This window comes from Lacinutrix cladophorae (assembly GCF_053604645.1).
In genome coordinates this window covers 530,902-547,623 of sequence record NZ_JBSHNR010000110.1, presented here as the reverse complement: position 1 = coordinate 547,623, position 16,722 = coordinate 530,902, and the positions used below count along the sequence as shown (strand labels likewise).

General features: G+C 31.4%; 16 protein-coding genes and 1 tRNA gene. 9 read left to right on the top strand and 8 right to left on the bottom strand.

The genetic code is table 11. The features are described from left to right. The first annotated feature begins 2 nt into the window (after window positions 1-2). The 8 genes from ACVC3Y_RS09735 to ACVC3Y_RS09700 all read left to right on the top strand — a co-directional run bounded on the left by ACVC3Y_RS09735 (window position 3) and on the right by ACVC3Y_RS09700 (window position 5,893). Window positions 3-1,082, top strand: a complete 1,080-nt coding sequence (locus ACVC3Y_RS09735) for an efflux RND transporter periplasmic adaptor subunit (protein ID WP_452226752.1) — start codon at window positions 3-5, stop codon at window positions 1,080-1,082. Next, a complete protein-coding gene (locus tag ACVC3Y_RS09730) occupies window positions 1,082-2,344 on the top strand; it encodes an ABC transporter permease (protein ID WP_303421979.1) in 1,263 nt (420 codons plus the stop codon). Before ACVC3Y_RS09735 ends, ACVC3Y_RS09730 begins: the two co-directional genes overlap by 1 nt. Continuing rightward, window positions 2,344-3,018, top strand: coding sequence for an ABC transporter ATP-binding protein (locus ACVC3Y_RS09725; protein ID WP_303421981.1), 675 nt, complete (start codon window positions 2,344-2,346; stop codon window positions 3,016-3,018). The genes ACVC3Y_RS09730 and ACVC3Y_RS09725 overlap by 1 nt, the downstream gene beginning before the upstream one ends. Window positions 3,019-3,100: 82 nt before the next feature. Beyond that, the gene (locus tag ACVC3Y_RS09720; RefSeq protein WP_303421985.1) at window positions 3,101-3,313 is read left to right on the top strand and encodes a hypothetical protein; all 213 of its coding nucleotides are present in this window, start codon (window positions 3,101-3,103) and stop codon (window positions 3,311-3,313) included. Next, window positions 3,314-4,213, top strand: a complete 900-nt coding sequence (locus ACVC3Y_RS09715) for a DnaJ C-terminal domain-containing protein (RefSeq protein ID WP_452226751.1) — start codon at window positions 3,314-3,316, stop codon at window positions 4,211-4,213. A gap of 2 nt (window positions 4,214-4,215) precedes the next feature. Next, on the top strand, window positions 4,216-4,512 hold the full coding sequence (locus tag ACVC3Y_RS09710; RefSeq protein ID WP_303421990.1) for a chaperone modulator CbpM: 297 nt from the start codon (window positions 4,216-4,218) through the stop codon (window positions 4,510-4,512). Between the two features lie 9 nt (window positions 4,513-4,521). Then, window positions 4,522-5,445, top strand: coding sequence for a mechanosensitive ion channel family protein (locus ACVC3Y_RS09705; RefSeq protein ID WP_303421993.1), 924 nt, complete (start codon window positions 4,522-4,524; stop codon window positions 5,443-5,445). Continuing rightward, the gene (locus ACVC3Y_RS09700; RefSeq protein WP_303421996.1) at window positions 5,438-5,893 is read left to right on the top strand and encodes a pyridoxamine 5'-phosphate oxidase family protein; all 456 of its coding nucleotides are present in this window, start codon (window positions 5,438-5,440) and stop codon (window positions 5,891-5,893) included. Before ACVC3Y_RS09705 ends, ACVC3Y_RS09700 begins: the two co-directional genes overlap by 8 nt. Window positions 5,894-6,038: 145 nt before the next feature. Here ACVC3Y_RS09700 and ACVC3Y_RS09695 read toward each other — a convergent pair. The 7 genes from ACVC3Y_RS09695 to ACVC3Y_RS09665 all read right to left on the bottom strand — a co-directional run bounded on the left by ACVC3Y_RS09695 (window position 6,039) and on the right by ACVC3Y_RS09665 (window position 15,019). Further along, window positions 6,039-6,111, bottom strand: a tRNA-Met gene (locus ACVC3Y_RS09695). Window positions 6,112-6,230: 119 nt separating this feature from the next. Then, on the bottom strand, window positions 6,231-6,413 hold the full coding sequence (locus ACVC3Y_RS09690; protein ID WP_303421999.1) for a CPXCG motif-containing cysteine-rich protein: 183 nt from the start codon (window positions 6,411-6,413) through the stop codon (window positions 6,231-6,233). A gap of 57 nt (window positions 6,414-6,470) precedes the next feature. Beyond that, complete coding sequence (locus tag ACVC3Y_RS09685) at window positions 6,471-7,295, bottom strand: leucine-rich repeat domain-containing protein (protein ID WP_303422001.1); 825 nt, start codon at window positions 7,293-7,295, stop codon at window positions 6,471-6,473. A gap of 101 nt (window positions 7,296-7,396) precedes the next feature. Beyond that, window positions 7,397-8,713: a TolC family protein gene (locus ACVC3Y_RS09680; RefSeq protein ID WP_303422004.1), complete on the bottom strand. Its 1,317-nt coding sequence runs from the start codon at window positions 8,711-8,713 to the stop codon at window positions 7,397-7,399. Beyond that, window positions 8,703-11,900: an efflux RND transporter permease subunit gene (locus tag ACVC3Y_RS09675; protein WP_452226750.1), complete on the bottom strand. Its 3,198-nt coding sequence runs from the start codon at window positions 11,898-11,900 to the stop codon at window positions 8,703-8,705. Before ACVC3Y_RS09675 ends, ACVC3Y_RS09680 begins: the two co-directional genes overlap by 11 nt. Window positions 11,901-11,902: 2 nt before the next feature. Continuing rightward, window positions 11,903-13,036 (bottom strand): efflux RND transporter periplasmic adaptor subunit, encoded by a 1,134-nt coding sequence (locus ACVC3Y_RS09670; protein WP_303422009.1) that lies wholly within the window; start codon window positions 13,034-13,036, stop codon window positions 11,903-11,905. 75 nt (window positions 13,037-13,111) lie between these two features. Further along, window positions 13,112-15,019 carry an ABC-F family ATP-binding cassette domain-containing protein gene (locus tag ACVC3Y_RS09665; RefSeq protein ID WP_452226749.1) on the bottom strand — a complete coding sequence of 636 codons (1,908 nt, stop codon included), beginning with the start codon at window positions 15,017-15,019 and terminating at the stop codon, window positions 13,112-13,114. A gap of 84 nt (window positions 15,020-15,103) precedes the next feature. Here ACVC3Y_RS09665 and ACVC3Y_RS09660 point away from each other — a divergent pair, with 84 nt between their 5' ends. After that, the gene (locus ACVC3Y_RS09660) at window positions 15,104-15,490 is read left to right on the top strand and encodes a DUF983 domain-containing protein (RefSeq protein ID WP_303422013.1); all 387 of its coding nucleotides are present in this window, start codon (window positions 15,104-15,106) and stop codon (window positions 15,488-15,490) included. Window positions 15,491-15,678: 188 nt separating this feature from the next. On the opposite strand, the gene ACVC3Y_RS09655 is transcribed toward ACVC3Y_RS09660, so the two are convergent. Continuing rightward, window positions 15,679-16,719, bottom strand: coding sequence for an NAD(P)/FAD-dependent oxidoreductase (locus ACVC3Y_RS09655; RefSeq protein WP_452226748.1), 1,041 nt, complete (start codon window positions 16,717-16,719; stop codon window positions 15,679-15,681). Between the last annotated feature and the right edge of the window lie 3 nt (window positions 16,720-16,722).

Here is a 16,722-nt window from a genome sequence, read left to right as displayed (position 1 = left end):
AAATGAGATATTTATTTGCAATAGCCTTACTATTTTTTTGTTTCTCCTGCTCTAAAAAGGAGGGCAAAATCCTTCCTTCAGAACAAGATTTAACAGAGTCTGTTTACACTTCTGTCACTATACAACCAGATAGTTTATACCAAGCTTATGCCATTGTTGCAGGTATTTTAGAGAAGAATTTTGTTGAAGAAGGTGATAACATAAAAAAAGACGAAGCCATCTCTCAAATAATAAACAACACACCAGTTTTAAATACGCAAAACGCAAAGCTATCTTTAGATTTAGCAAAAGAAAATTACAACGGAAACGCTGCTATTTTATTTGGAATTAAAGAGGAAATAGAAGCTGCTATTCTGAAGTATAAAAACGATTCGATTACCTTTTTCAGACAACAAAATCTTTGGAAACAAAACATTGGATCTAAAGCTGAATTTGACACAAAACAATTAAACTACCAACTGTCTAAAAACAATTTAGCTGTACTTAAAAACAAATACAACCAAACTAAAAACCACTTAAACACAAGTGTTAAGCAAGCACAAAACAACTACCAAACCGCATTAATTAGCACGAAAGATTTCACTGTAAGAAGTGCTATTCATGGCAAAGTTTATGCCCTCTATAAAGAACCTGGAGAATTAGTGAATACCATGGAACCTGTTGCTTCTATTGGAAGTGCTTCTACCTTTATCATTGAAATGTTGGTAGATGAAGTAGATATCGTTAAAATTATAAAAAACCAAGATGTTTTAGTAACGTTGGATGCTTATACAGGTAAAGTATTACAAGGCAAAGTCTCAAAAATATATCCTAAAAAAGATGCGAGAAATCAAACTTTTAAAGTGGAAGCCCTATTTATAAAACCCCCAAAAGTACTGTACCCAGGACTTTCTGGCGAAGCAAATATTATAATATCTAAAAAGAAAAAGATTTTAACGGTTCCAAAAAGTTACATCACAGATAACAACCAAGTAAACACAGATGATGGTTTAGTGCCTATTACAACAGGTTTAGAAAATATGGAATTCTCGGAAGTCTTAAGTGGGATTACCAAAGACACCTATATATATAAACCAGAATAATGGTAAACTGGACCGTCATATTAGACATTGCAAAAAAGCAACTAATAACCAAATTTAAGTCTACTGCTATTGCTGCTTTAGGTGTTACTTTTGGTATTGGCGCTTACATTACTTTAGTTAGCTTTATGACAGGTTTAAATAATATGCTAGACGATTTAATTTTAAACCAAACCCCTCACATTCATATTTATAACGAAATTGAACCTTCAAAAAAACAACCCGTAGATGGCTATGATGCGTTTAAAAACAGCTTTAATGTGGTGCATTCCATTAAACCTAAATTAAGTCAAAAAAAAATTCATAACGCTTCACCAATTATTCATTTTTTAAATAAAAACAAAGAAGTAAAAGGTGCCATTCCTCAAGTAAAAATGCAAATATTTTACATAGCTGGATCTATTGAAATTGCAGGTAATCTAACAGGAATACAACCAGTTGAAGAAGCGAGACTATTTAATTTTAGAGATTATATTATTGCGGGTTCTCCCGAAAAACTTAAAAACACAGAAAACGGCATATTATTAGGCTCTGGTATTGCAAAAAAAATGGCATTATCTGTTGGTGACAGAGTTCAAATAAGCACGATAAAAGGAGATATATTTCCTTTAAAAATTGTGGGATTTTATCAAAGCGGCATTTCCGATATAGATGCCATTCAAAGTTTTGTAAACTTAAAAACTGTACAACGTATTTTAGGAGAAGCACAAAATTACATCACAGATATTAATGTAAAGCTTTATGATATCGAAAAAGCATTACTCTTATCTCAAAAAACAGAGCAACAATTTAATGTAACTGCAATAGATATTAAAACTGCTAATGCACAATTTGAAACAGGAACAAATGTTAGAAACCTTATTACTTACGCCGTATCTATAGCCTTATTAATCGTCGCTGGTTTTGGTGTTTATAATATTTTAAGCATGCTTATTTACGAAAAGATGAATGATATTGCTATCTTAAAAGCAATCGGCTTTTCGGGGAATGATGTGCAGTACATTTTTATGAGTCAAGCATTGATAATTGGTATCATAGGTGGTATTCTAGGACTATTAATAGGCTTAATATTCACGAATATAATTAGCACTATTCCGTTTAAAACAGATGCATTAGCAAAAGTAGATACCTATCCTATTGATTTTAATGTTTGGTATTATATAATAGGTTTCTCCTTTGCAATCATCTCTACCTTTTTTGCAGGTTATTTACCATCGCTTAAAGCTAAAAAAATAGATCCAGTAAAAATAATAAGAGGACAATAATGGAAACAGTTCTAGAAGCAAAAAACATAAATAAATACTTTAAAAAACCTGTACTTTTTCATGTGCTTAAGGATATTAATTTTAAAATTAATAAAGGTGAATTCGTTTCCATAATGGGTAAATCTGGTTGTGGAAAATCTACCTTACTCTACATCCTATCTACTATGGACACAGAATACGAAGGAGAATTAAATTTGAATAACGATTTAATAACCGGAGAAAGCAGACAAAAACTAACGTTTATTAGAAATAAACATATAGGCTTTGTATTTCAGTTTCATTATTTGCTTTCCGAGTTTACAGTTTTAGAAAACGTGATGCTTCCTGCTAAAAAACTAGGCGAAAAAAGTATTAAAGAAATTGAAAAAGACGCACTTGAAAAACTTAAAATATTAAACATCGAACATTTAGCACATAAGCGAGCATCTCAAGTCTCTGGAGGAGAAAAACAACGTGTTGCAATTGCTAGAGCGCTTATAAATAACCCATTAATTATTATGGGAGATGAACCTACCGGAAACTTAGATAGCCATAATGCAGATAATGTCTTTAATATATTTAAAAAATTGAGCGTAGAGGATAACCTATCCTTATTAATTGTCACACATGACGAAGATTTCGCTAATCGTACCGATCGTATTATTACTATGGAAGATGGTAGAATAATTAGCTAATAACTAACACCTTAAACTGATTTTAATCATATTATTCTTATAATTTTATTAGTAATTTTATAGATATTAAACAGGTTTAGGTATGAAAACAGAACAGGAGTTATTAACGCAAATTACAGAGCTAACCTATAACATTGAGACTAACTATCCAGAGTTATATACGTTTTTAATGGAAGATCCAAGTACGATTCCCTCCATAGAACACCCAGATATAAACCCTACGGTTTTGCAAGATTACTTAAATACGTTAAAGCAAAAGTTAAAACACCATATTGAAAATCATAAAACGAAATAAATGGCATTTATAGATTATTATAAAGCTTTAGGAGTTTCTAAAACAGCATCTGAAAAAGACATAAAAAAAGCCTACAGAAAATTGGCTCGCAAACATCATCCCGATTTAAACCCGAATGATAAAGAAGCGGAAAAAAAGTTTAAAGAAATCAATGAGGCTAATGAAGTATTGAGTAATCCTGAAAATCGCAAAAAATACGATCAGTATGGAGAGCATTGGCAAAACTCGGAAGCCTACGAACAAGCAAAACAACAGCAAAGCAGACAGCAACGGGCGTACCAAGGGCAAGCAGGAGGTTCTGGCGGTTATAGTGAAAGAGATTTCGAAGATATTTTTAGCAATATGTTTGGCGGGCAAGCTTCAGGAAGAAGAGGTTCAGGGAATTCTAGATTTAGAGGACAAGATTTTAATGCAGAACTTCAGTTAGATCTTAAAGATGTTTATGAAGAGCACAAGCGTACGCTTACTGTAAATAATAAAAACATACGAATTACTATTCCTGCTGGAGTAGAAAACGGGCAAACCATTAAGATTAAAGGGCATGGTGGAAAAGGAGTTAATGGTGGACCAAATGGTGATTTATTAATTCAGTTTTCCATTCATAATCACACAAAATTCAAAAGAAATAAAGACAACCTTTACACTACTGTAAATTTAGATTTATATACCGCAATGCTTGGTGGCGATTTGATGGTGGATACGTTTACTAGCAAAGTTAAATTAACAATTAAACCAGAGACGCAAAACGGAACGAAAGTGAAGTTGAAAGGAAAAGGATTTCCGAAATACAAAAAAGCAGGACAATTTGGCGATTTATATATTACATATCAACTAAAAACACCTACAAAGCTTACGGATAAAGAGAAAGAGTTATTTACAGAACTTCAAAAACTAAGATAATTATGGAAGTAACAGATTTAATTTCGATCAACACCTTTTGCTCGCATTACAAAGTGCCTACAACGTTTATCCATGATTTAAAGGAATATGAACTAATTGAAATTGTGGTTTTAAATAATGATCACTTTATTAAAACAACACAAATTATCGAGGTTGAAAAACTGATCCGTTTACACTTTGATCTTCATATTAATTTAGAAGGTTTAGATGCTGTTTATCATTTATTACAGCGCGTAGAAAACATGCAAAACAAAATAACCTCACTTCAAAATACATTAAGACTTTACGAAGATTTATAGACATATAAAATGGAAACCATACAGCAATTATTTCTAGAGTATCCTCTTGTGAAAAGCATACTTAAATACCTTATAATCGCTGGATTTGTATTATTGTGTATTCAGTTTATTAGAAGGTTTTTAAAACGAAATATAGCGAATACTTCCGTAAGGTATAAATCGCAAAAAGGAGTAGAATTACTAGGCTATTTTATACTTGCTTTTGTTACTATTTTATATTTCACCGGAAGCATTAAAGACTTTACCATTACACTAGGGTTGCTTTCCGCAGGATTAGCTTTTACGTTACAAGAATTAATATTAAGTATTGCAGGCTCTGTATATATTTTTATTGTAAAAGTATACGAACCAGGAGATCGAATTGAAATTAATGGAATAAAAGGAGATGTTATTGACGTAGATAGTATTTACACCACCATGATGGAAATTGGACAATGGGTAGAAAGTGATAATTATACAGGTAGAATTGTAAAACTAAGTAATGCGTTTGTATTTAAAGGTCCTGTTTATAACTACTCCAAAGATTTCCCTTTTATTTGGGACGAGTTCAATTTACCTATTCGTTATGGTTCTGATATTGCGTTGGCAAAATCCATAATCATTAAAGCAGCGACTACCACACTTGCTGAATATACTAAAGCGTCTAAAGAACAATGGCAGGAAGTTGTAAAAAAATATTATATAGAGGATGCTATGGTAGAACCTTCACTCGCAACTACGTTAACAGACAACTGGATTTCATTTAACTTAAGATATATTGTAGATTACAAAAAAAGAAGATATACTAAACACCAATTAAATGATTTGATTAGAAGAGAAATTGAAACTACTAATGGTAAAGTTGTTTTGGCTTCGGAAACAATAGAGCTTATTAAAATACCAGATTTAAAAATAGATAATTCAAACACTAAAACCACGAAAAGCCATGTTTAAAAATTTAGAAGAAAAAGAAACGGAATACATTTTAGAAAACAACTACATTGGTCAATTAGGATACATCTTTAAAAAAGCACCTTATGTGATACCAATTACTTACTTTTTTGACAAAGTAAGCAATGCGATTATATGTTACTCTGGAGATGGACACAAAATGAACGCAATGCGACAAAACCCAACAATTTCTTTGCTCGTTTCAGATGTGGATGACGTAACCAATTGGAAATCTGTTCTAGTGCATGGCAAATTTGAACAACATTTTGGTAGTGATGCAAAAGCCTATTTACACAAATTCTCTTTAGGAATTAAAGATATTATTATAGAAAAAGAACATACCAAAGCAAATTTTATTAGTGACTTTTCTAGTAAAATTTATAAAGATGAAATTCCTGCTGTATTTTTAATAAAAATCGAAAAAATCACTGGAAAAAAACGATCTAAATAAACATCCTATAAAAGATGTATGCCGAATTGTACATCTTTTAACTACACTAATAAACATTTAACAAAAGGGATAACATAAAAGAAAGTGATATACCTCACATTTTACGGTATAAAAAAAGCCTCACATTTCTGTGAAGCTTTACTAGTAGCGGGAACTGGACTCGAACCAGTGACCTTCGGGTTATGAGCCCGACGAGCTACCTACTGCTCTATCCCGCGATTTTAAATCAAAACAATTTACTTAGCTTTTAACTTTCGCTTCATAATGGCGACCAAATTGTTTCGGACTGCAAATATACAACGCTTTTTAGATATTACAAGGATAATTTTAAAAAAAATTATTGCTCAATATTTTTTGCCTGAAAACCAGCAAGTTCTAAATTAATAAATTGTGCTTTTATTTCAATAGGATTGCAACACACCTCACAATCTTCAATATAGCTTTGATTAGAAATACTATTATCTAATAACATCGATATATCTTGCCAACAATATGGGCATTGAAAAAAGTGTTCTTCCATGAAATAAAAATAGGCAAAATAAATTTTGCCTATTTAATAAATATAAAATTACGCTTATTAATCTTCTTCTGTTGCTAAAGCAGAGTCTGTAATAAACTGAAGTTTCATTTGTATGTCTTCTGGTCTTCGATCTATAATACTAACCATATCTTTATTTAACTTATTACCACTAACCATTATCGTGTTTAGCTCTGTAAGTTTATTTAGTTCTACTGGTAGATTACCTGTTAGTGCATTACTTGCCAAAACGAGCTCTTTAAGATGAATTAGATTGCCTAATTCTGCTGGTATTTCGCCAACTAACTTATTATCTATTACGCTTAATGTTTCTAATTGTGCTAATAAACTAATTTCTGTTGGTATATTACCTGTTAAGTAATTACTTCCTAATACTAACGTTTTTAAGTTTGTTAAGTTTCCAATAGTAGTTGGTATTTCTCCCGTAAAAGTATTACTAAATAATTCTAAAACCTCTAATTTAGTTAGCTGTCCAATTTCGCTAGGGATATCTCCTTCAAAAGCATTTACAAATAATTTTACCGATCTTAATTCTTTTAAATTAAAGAATGCTTTAGGCAAATGACCTTTTATTTTATTAAAACCAAGATTTATATTTTGAAGATTGGTAAGATTTCCTATTTCTTGAGGAAGTGTTCCTTGTAAATTATTGTTATGCAAATTAAGACCTACAACCTTATCCTTTTGAATAGTAACACCATACCAAGTTGCAACCGGTTTATTTAAATCCCATGAAGTATTCCATTGACTTCCTTGGGTAGTATTATACAAAGCTATTAGTGCTTCTTTTTCAATTTGTGAAACATTAGCAAATAAAATAGTACTAATAAAAAGACATAGTGTGGTTAGCTTTAAAGTCTTCATAATGAATAGATTTGGGATTAATTCTATTACGAAACTAATTGATAACTAGATAAAATCCAAATTTATTCGATGAAATGCACAGTCAAAATAAACCCCTCCTTTTAATAAGCAATATTTAGCAATTCTCCACTTAGCTGTAACACCTGTAATTCGGATAGTTTCGCTTCATATTTCGCTTGATTCCTACTTAATTCGGCATTAAGAAGATTTAGTTGTGCTTGTCTAAATTCAATTGAATTTACTTGACCTATTTTGAATTTTTCTTGCGAACGATCAAAATTATTTTGGGCAGTTACTATATTATTCTCCTGTACACGAAAAATAGTTAACTTATTTTGATAATCATCCCAAGCATTATTAAAATCTCGCTCTAAAGAAAGTAGTATTTCTTCCTTTTGAATCTCTTGACTTTGTAGCGCTATTTCAGCATTCTTCACTAATGTTTTTGTGCTTCCTCCATCAAAAATATTCCAGCTTAAATTAAGCCCTGCAGATAAACCAGTATTTGTAGATCCTGCTAAAAAAGATGCCGCATTATTATTATTTTTATTCCATCCGTAAGAACCTGTTAAACCTAAAGTTGGTAAATACGAAGACTTTCCAGATTTAATATCTAATTCACTTATTTGTATCGACTTATCGGCTTGCATTAATGCAACATTTCTAGATTTTGCTTTTTGCAGTAGCGCTTCTTTATTAATATCTAAAAGAAAATTAATTTCAGTATTTACTTTAAAATTTTCGTTTAAAACATTTCCCATTACCAAGTTTAAATCTCGCTTGGTATTATTTAATTGCTGGTTCGTATTAATTACATTAATACTATCGTTATTAATATCTACCTCGGCATTCAAGACTTCTAGTTTTGTGTTCTGGCCATATTCAAATTGATATTCGGAACGTACCAAACGATCTTTAGAAATAGATAAAGTTTGTTGAAAAGTATCTGCATTTTCTGAAAGCTGTGCAACATTATAATAAATGGTAAACAACTCAATGATTGTATTTTCAATAGTTTCACGAACTTGTAATTCGGAAAGTTGGTATTGTTCTTTTAAACTTTGGTAATTATACTTTCTTCCTAAACCATCAAACAACGTATAATTCACATCTAAAGAGGCGTTATAATTAGAACTTTCCGCGCCATTTAATTTGGTTATATTTCCATCTGAAAATTCAGATTCATTATTATCTAAATTATACGTTGCTCCTGCACTCCCTGTTACAGATGGTAAATATCCAGAATTATAGATACTAGTATTGTTTTCTGAAACTTCTAGTTCCTTATTTGCCACTTTAATACCATAGTTATTATCTAAAGTATAGCTCACAGCATCTTCTGGACTTAACTCCTGTTGTGCATAGCAAGTACTCCATCCTACAACAAAGCAAAATAATGTGGTTATTTTAATGTTCATTTTCTTCATTTTGTTCTTTAATAGCACGTTCTACTTCTTCTTTTGTTACTTTGTTTCCAGTGGCTAACCATTTTACTTTTTGTTTAATAGTATTACTAAACGATAAGAATAATGGCAAAACTAAAAGCGTTAAAATAGTTGCATAAGCAATACCAAAAGAAATAGAAATGGCCATAGGTTTTAAAAATTGTGCTTGTCTACTTTTTTCTAAAAGTAAAGGAGCTAAACCTGCTATAGTTGTTAATGAGGTTAAGAAAATAGCTCTAAAGCGTGATTTACCTGCATCTAAAAGCGCATCATCAAAATTTAAGCCTTCTCTTAAATTAGTATTAAATTTACCTATTAACACCAAGCCATCATTTACCATAATACCAATTAAGGCAATAATACCTAAAAGGGATAGAATATTAACAGAAAAACCTAGCATCCAATGTCCCCAAGCAACTGCTGTTAAACTAAATGGAACCAAAAGCATTAATAATAATGGCTGACTATAACTTCTAAACGTAAAGGCTATGACAATATAAATTAGGAATAAAATTGGAATCCCTGCTTTTGCCAAAGAACTATTTAATTTTTCCTTTTCTCTATTTTGTCCTTCAAAAGAAGCAGATATGGTTGGGTATTTAGATTTTAGCTCCACCATGGTTATGTTTTTTAAGTCGGCCAAAATATCTGTAGTACTTGTACTTGGATCTTTTAAATCTGCTGATACTTGTATTTCACGTTGTCCTTCTAAATGATTAATAGCAACGTCACCTCTTTCTATGGTGTAAGATGCGATATCTTTTAGTGTTACTCGTTCTCCTGTTGGGGTTACAATTCGCATATCGTCTAGATCATTAATAGAAGCTCTATTGGTTCTATCGTAACGAACCCAAACACGAATTTCGTCTTGTCCTCTTTGAAAACGCTGCGCTTGTGTACCAAAGAAACCAGAACGCACTTGACTCATTACTGTGCTTAAATTTAAGCCTAATAAGTAAGCACTTTCTTTAAGTTCTATACGTATTTCTTTTATACCTGCAGGATCATTATCTTCAATATCTTTTAATAACGGATTAGATTCTAGAACTTGTTTTAGCTCTATTTTGGCTGCTTTAAGTTCGTCAATATTATTTCCTAAAAGAGAAACCGAAACCGGACTTCCTCCAAAATTACCTCCAGAACCAAAGATCAAACGTTCTGTACCAATTACTGGTCCAACAAGTTCTCTCAATCGATTAGCCACTAGTGAGGATTTTATAGCATCTGGACGTTCTTCTCCTGGTAATAAATTAATACTTAAACTTGCGCTAGAGCTACTACTAATGTTTAATATAGTATTTTCAAAAAGCTGTTTATCGGTTCCTTTTAAGTATTTTTCGGTTAACTCTTGATTAACAATAAAAGACTTTTCTTCTATCATAGAAATAATAGAGTCTGTAATTTTCTCATTGGTTCCATTTGGCATATCTAATTCTATAGATACTCTATCACTAGCAACCGATGGAAACATAGTAACTCCAATAATTCCGCCACCAATAGAACCAAAAGTTAAAATTAACAAGGAAACAAAAATTCCAAGAGAAAGTAATTTAAAATTTAATACAAATGTGATTGTAGGTGTATATAATTTATCTCTAAGAAAGTTCATAAAGTTATCTCCTGCTTTATTTATTACTCGCATCTTAGAAAAGAATTGCTTCATTTTTGAAGGATTCTCTACTTCAACTTGCGGTTTTAAAGCTTTAGAATGTGCTAAATGCGCAGGCAGTATAATTAAAGCTTCAACTAAAGAAACAACTAAAGTAAGTATTACAATGACTGCTACTTCACTAAAAAATTCACCAATTCTACTATCTAAAAACAAGAATAGTGAAAATGCTAGTAGCGTTGTTATGATAGCTGAAACTACTGGTGGGATTACTTCCATAGTACCATCTATTGCAGCATCAATTGGCGATTTTCCTTTTTCATAATGTTGGTAAATATTCTCGGCAATTACAATTCCATCATCTACTAATATTCCAATTACGATAATCATTCCAAAAAGTGACAATACATTAATGGTTACATCAAACTGTCCTGCAAAAATAAACATTCCTAAAAACGAAATTGGCAAGCCAAAAGCAACCCAAAATGCCAAACGTGTATTCAAGAAAACCGATAAAAACAAGAGTACTAATAACATACCTACAATGGCATTTTCTGTTAATAAATCGGTACGTTGATTTAATGTTTTAGACAAATCACGAACCACATCTAATTGTACATTATTATGTTTTTGATTGTATGATTCTATATATTCTTTTACTTTATCTGCGGAAGAAATTAAGTCTTCAGAATTGGTACTTGTTATCGAAATGTTTACCGATAATTTCTGATTAAAATAGGTAGCATTTGGAGTTTCTGAAAAACGATCACGTATGATAGCCACATCTTTTAAACGCACCACTTTGCCATCATTAGAAGCACGAACTACTATATTAGACAGTTCGTCACCATAATAAGAACGATTATTTGCACGAATAAGGTATTCTTCAGCATCTGTTTTTATAGTTCCTCCTGTAGTTAAAATATTAGCCGTACTAACGGCTTGCGAAACATCGTTAAAGGTTAAATCATAAGCTAGTAAACTCGTTTCGTTTACAGCTATTTCTATTTCTTCATCAGGATAACCAGAAATTGTTATTTGTGAAATCCCATCGATAGCTCTTAAATCGTTTTCTACTTGTCTACCTATTTGTTTTAAGGTTACTAGCGGAATATTTTCACCACTTAAAGCAAAGGAAATTGTTTCTCTAACAGCTTCTTGTTTTGCTACTATTAAAGGTTCCATACCTGATGGAAAAGAAGGCACACGGTCTACAGCATTTTTAACCTCTAATAACATGAAGTCAATATTCTCTCCTTTTTCAATTTCTACAGTAATGGTTCCGCTATTTTCTCTAGAAACCGAAGTTACTCGATCAATACCTTTTAAACCTTTTAGGTTATCTTCTATTTGAAGCACAATACCTTCTTCTATCTCTTGTGGTGAAGCTCCAGGATAGGTAACACTAATATTAATAATTTTCGAGTCGGTTAAAGGGAAAAACGAAGACTTTAAGGAAGTTACTCCTAAATAACCAAAAATTACAAAAGCAATAATAAAGATATTAACTGCTACGTGATACTTTATAAAATATTCTATAAGTTTTCTCATGCTTATTGCTTGTCTTTGGTATTACTTTTTTCTTCAAAAGGCTTAACTAACATTCCTGCATAAGCACCTGGAACCGATTTCTTAAGTATAATGGTTCCGTTTGGCACATTTTTTAAAACCACTTTTGTATCCGAAAAGTATACTGGCTTTACATCTATAACATCTAATAAAGTATCTTTAACTACAAATATTTGTTGGGTTTCTAATAAAAGATTTCTATCCACTTCTATCGCATCACTCTCTTCTTTTGCATTTAGATTTGCTTCCAGATACATACCTTCTTTTAAATTTTCATGCTTCACTTCTATAAAGGCAGTAATGGTTTGTGTAGTAGCATCAATGCTTCCGTTTACACGAGATACCTTACCGGTATAAGTTTCGGTTTTATCTAAATTATTTAATGCAACACTTTCTCCAACTTTTAGCAAATTAGCATAAGCTTTACTAATAGCGACTTCCATTTCATAAACAGAAGTATCTATAAACTCCCCTAATTTTTGTCCGCTTCTAATTAAAGTGCCTTCGGTTACTAAAGCTTCGGTTAAAATTCCTGAAAAAGGAGCAGAAATATAGTACTTAGCTAAACGTTGTTCTAAATTTTTTACGTTGTAGTAATTAGAAACTATGCTTCTCCCTGTAATGAAATAATTTTCCTTATCGGAAGTCATTTCAGGTAATTTCGGAGTTGTCTTATTTAAATCGAAACTGTTTAAATAGTTTTGCCATTTGTCAAAAATATCTGGAAAATCTAATCGTAAATCTGGCATAATTGCAGCGATAGAATTATACAAGTTACTTTTTGAAGATTGTACACTTGCATAATATTCTGCAGCATCTATTTTTATTAAAGTCTGTCCTGCTCTATATTCCTGTCCTGGTTTAAAGAGTTTGCTTCCTGGTTTAAAGATCCCTTGCACTTCTGCATAGATTTCTAATCTACGTTTTGCTTCAAGACTTCCATTGGCAGCAATAACAATTGGTATGGTGCTATTTTGCACAGTATCTGTAAATACCGTTTTAACAATTTTTGCTTGTACTGGTTTGGGTTTATTTTTATCTGCAATTAGTTTTTTAGCAAAGAAAAAAGAGCCAACTATTAGCAGAATGCCAATAATAGATAAAATAATATTACGCATTGGTTTAGTTTTGTAATTAGACTACAAAACTATGCTTTAGTTTAACCTTCAAACGTTAAAAAAAACCTAAAAAAATTAAGCGTAATCTTCTAACTGTAAAGTAATTTCTTCCCAGGTTTCCATAAGTTGGGTTAATTTCTCTTTTTTTGCTTGATAAGCATCAAAAAACCCTGGTTTTGCTGCTACTTCATCATAATTTACTGCTAGTTCGACATCTATTTCTTTAATCTCTTTTTCTAACTGATTTATTTTAGACTCTGTATTGCTAAGTTTATTGTTTAAAGACTTTACTTTTTTCTGATCTTCGTAAGACTGCGTCTTCTTTTCTTTAGGAGTAGATTTCACTACCGTGCGCTTTTCTACTTCACGCAAATTCTCGACATTACGTTGTTCTAAGTAATAATCTACATCTCCTAAATATTTTTTAATTTTTTCGTCTTTAAACTCGTAAACTGTTGCGGTTAGACCTTGTAAGAAATCACGATCGTGAGACACCAGAATTAAGGTTCCTTCAAAGCGTTGTAAAGCATCTTTTAAAACATTTTTAGACTTAATATCTAAGTGATTGGTTGGCTCATCCATGATAAGCACATTAAAAGGCTGTAACATTAATTTGGCAAGAGCTAAACGGTTACGTTCACCACCAGAAAGCACTCTTACGTATTTTTCTGCTTCGTCTCCACGAAAAAGAAAAGAACCTAAAATATCTCTTACTTTACTTCTATTGGTTTCGTTTGCAGCATCAATCATAGTATCTAAGACGGTTTTACTACCATCTAAATACTCTGCTTGATTCTGTGCAAAATACCCAATTTGCACATTATGCCCAAGTTTTAAATGACCATCATGTTGCAAATCGCCAACTAGAATTTTTGCTAGCGTAGACTTCCCTTGACCATTTTGACCAACAAATGCCGTTTTTTCATCGCGTTCAATCATCATACTAACCTGAGAAAGCACTTGATTATCGCCATAATTTTTAGATATTTTATCTGCTTCTACAACTACTTTCCCTGGTGTTATAGAAACTGGAAAATTAAGAGTCATCACACTATTATCATCTTCATCTACCTCAATTCGATCAATTCTATCTAACTTTTTAATAAGAGACTGTGCCATAGTAGCTTTACTAGCTTTGGCTCTAAATTTTTCAATAAGCTTTTCGGTTTGTTCTATTTGTTTTTGCTGATTTTTTTGAGAAGCTAATTGTTGTGCTTTAATTTCATTTCGAAGCACTAAGTATTTTGTATACGGTTTCGGATAATCATAAATTCTTCCTAAAGAAATTTCAATAGTTCTATTAGTAACATTATCTAAAAACATTTTATCGTGTGAAACAATTACGACTGCTCCAGCATAATTTTTTAAAAACCCTTCTAACCAAATAATAGACTCTATATCTAAGTGATTGGTAGGCTCATCTAATAGTAATAAATCATTATTTTGAAGAAGTAGTTTTGCCAATTCAATTCGCATTCTCCAACCTCCCGAAAAAGTATCGGTAAGTTTATTAAAATCTTCTCTTTTAAACCCTAAACCTTGAAGAATTTTTTCAGTTTCGCCTTGGTAATTATATCCACCAATAATTTCGTATTGGTGTTGTAAATCGTTAAGATCAACCATTATTTGATGGTATGCTTCACTTTCGTAATCGGTACGTTCTACAAGTTGCGTGTTTATTTCTTCTAGTTGAGCTTCTATTTTTTTTATTTCGGTAAAAGCTTGGTAAGACTCTTCTAATACTGTTCTTCCTAAAACAAAATCAATATCCTGTTTTAAAAAACCAATTTTTAAATCTTTATCCGATGCTATTTGCCCAGAATCTGGTTCAAACTCTTTCGATAAAATTTTAAGCATGGTAGATTTACCAGCTCCATTTTTTCCAATTAAACCTACACGATCGCCAGAATTTAATTTAAAAGTAATTTCTTCGAATAAATATTCGCCTTGAAAAGATATAGATAGGTTGTGTATATTAAGCATAGTTTGGTAACAATTGTTACAGGTATTAAATAAATATTGGCTAATTTTGTTATAACCACTAATTTGCAAAAGTACATAAATAATATGTTTAACAAAGGCTCAAAATTATATAGTATCTTAACAGGTTCTTGTCCTAAATGTCATCAAGAATCTATGTATAGCGATAAAAACCCGTATCATTTATCTAAGACTTTAAAAATGAATGATAATTGTTCACATTGCAATACGAAATATAAGATAGAACCTTCTTTTTTTTATGGAGCAATGTATGTTAGCTATGCTGTTGGTATTGCTTTTGCTGTAGCTGCTTTTGTAATAAGTAGTTTGGTTTTTAATGCAACTTTACATTATGTTTTTATTTCTATAATTGGAACATTAGTTGTTTTTGCTCCAATAATCATGCGTTTATCTAGAAATATATGGATAAACATGTTTATGAGTTACGATAAGAATTTGGTTAAGAAAAAGTAGTTTTTTTGGGGCGTTACCACAAGGGTCGCGCTTTTCATTATATCTTTTTTTCTTATTCTCGATATCAAATTGCTAAAAAAGCAATTTCGCTCGAGCTAACGTAAAAAAGGATGCCATTGCAATCGCTAACGCAACCAGCTTTCTCTTTTATGTAGTAAAAATAGGGAGCCATCTACATGTAATCGAAATTACTTAAATCTAGAAATATCAATTTCGGTTTCTAAATCTTTATTACTTTCAATAAAATGATATAGTTGTTTTGCTACATAAGGAGCGATCATAACACCTCGTGTACCTAAACCATTGAGCACGTACATATTTTTATGTATTTCGTGTTTACCAACTAGTGGTCTTCTGTCTGTAACAGTTGGTCGTATTCCGGCAACTTGACTCACCACTTTAAAATCACATTTTAAAAACGTTTTAAGTTTTTTTAAGAGCTCTTCTTTCCCTTTAGCAGTTATGCTGTTCGTTTTATCTTTCCAGTTATAGGTAGCCCCAATGGTGTACAAATCGTTTCCAATAGGAATTAAAAACACACTAGATTTTAATATATAGTCCATTTTTAAATCTGGAGCATGAATGGTTAGTAATTCTCCTTTTACTTCTTTTAACGGAATATCTTTAAAAAACGGGTTTTTTTTCACTCCGAAACCTTCGGCAAAGACGATATGTCTTGCTGTTATATCCTTATATTGAAGTTCTTTCTTTACAATTAAATCTTCATAATTAAAGTCTTCTTCTACTAATTGATTTCTTTCTAATAGTTGTTTTTTATAACTTTCAATTAATAGTTTGGTATCTATTCTTCCTGTTTCTAAAACTTTTCCGAAGCCAAAATTAGCATCAATAGCTGAATTATTATTTTTAATAATTTCTATAGAAAGATATTCGGAAAGTGCTGTTTTATCGGAAGCAGTGAACCAATCGTTTTGTTCTTCGACAGAAGAGAACCTCCTATACACTGGCGTTTTATAATCTAAAGTTATATTTAGATCTTTTTCTAATTTATTATAAATAGGTAATGCAAGTTGCAGTTGCTCTTTACTTTTCCATACTGAAGTGAACCTCTTTAAAACAACAGGGTTATATAATCCAGCTGCTACTACAGAAGAGTGTTGCGATTGATTATCGAACACCATAAAAGTTTTATTATTTGCTTGTAACTGTTCGCAAAAATGTATTCCTGCTAAACCACTACCAACTATTATATAATCTACATTTTTCATAAA